This window comes from Marinomonas sp. TI.3.20 (assembly GCF_038155025.1).
GTDB classification, from domain to species: Bacteria; Pseudomonadota; Gammaproteobacteria; order Pseudomonadales; family Marinomonadaceae; genus Marinomonas; species Marinomonas flavescens.
On the sequence record NZ_JBAKAS010000114.1, the window covers coordinates 1 to 279 of the forward strand.

1 protein-coding gene is annotated in these 279 nt (G+C 40.9%); it reads right to left on the bottom strand.

Translation table 11 applies throughout. From position 1 onward, the window contains the following. A partial coding sequence (locus V6259_RS19795; RefSeq protein ID WP_341585991.1) for a methyltransferase domain-containing protein occupies positions 1-279 on the bottom strand: 279 nt, incomplete at both ends.

Consider the following 279-nt stretch of genomic DNA (forward strand, 5'->3'; position numbering starts at 1 on the left):
TCCCATTTGAGCAAATGGGAATTGAATATCTCTATACTGATTCCAAAGCAAACGACTCTGTACAGGCCAATAAGAAGACAAATGAGACAGTACATGCTCAGAAATAACGATGTCTTCTTGCTCGCCTACCGTAAGCCAGTTGTACCCCCAACACACCAAAAGACCACCCGGTTTAAGTACGCGCTTTACTTCTTGCCAAAATAAATCCAAATCAAACCAATACAACGCATGACCTATGCAAACCGCATCAAAATAATGGTCTGGATAATTGGTTTTTTC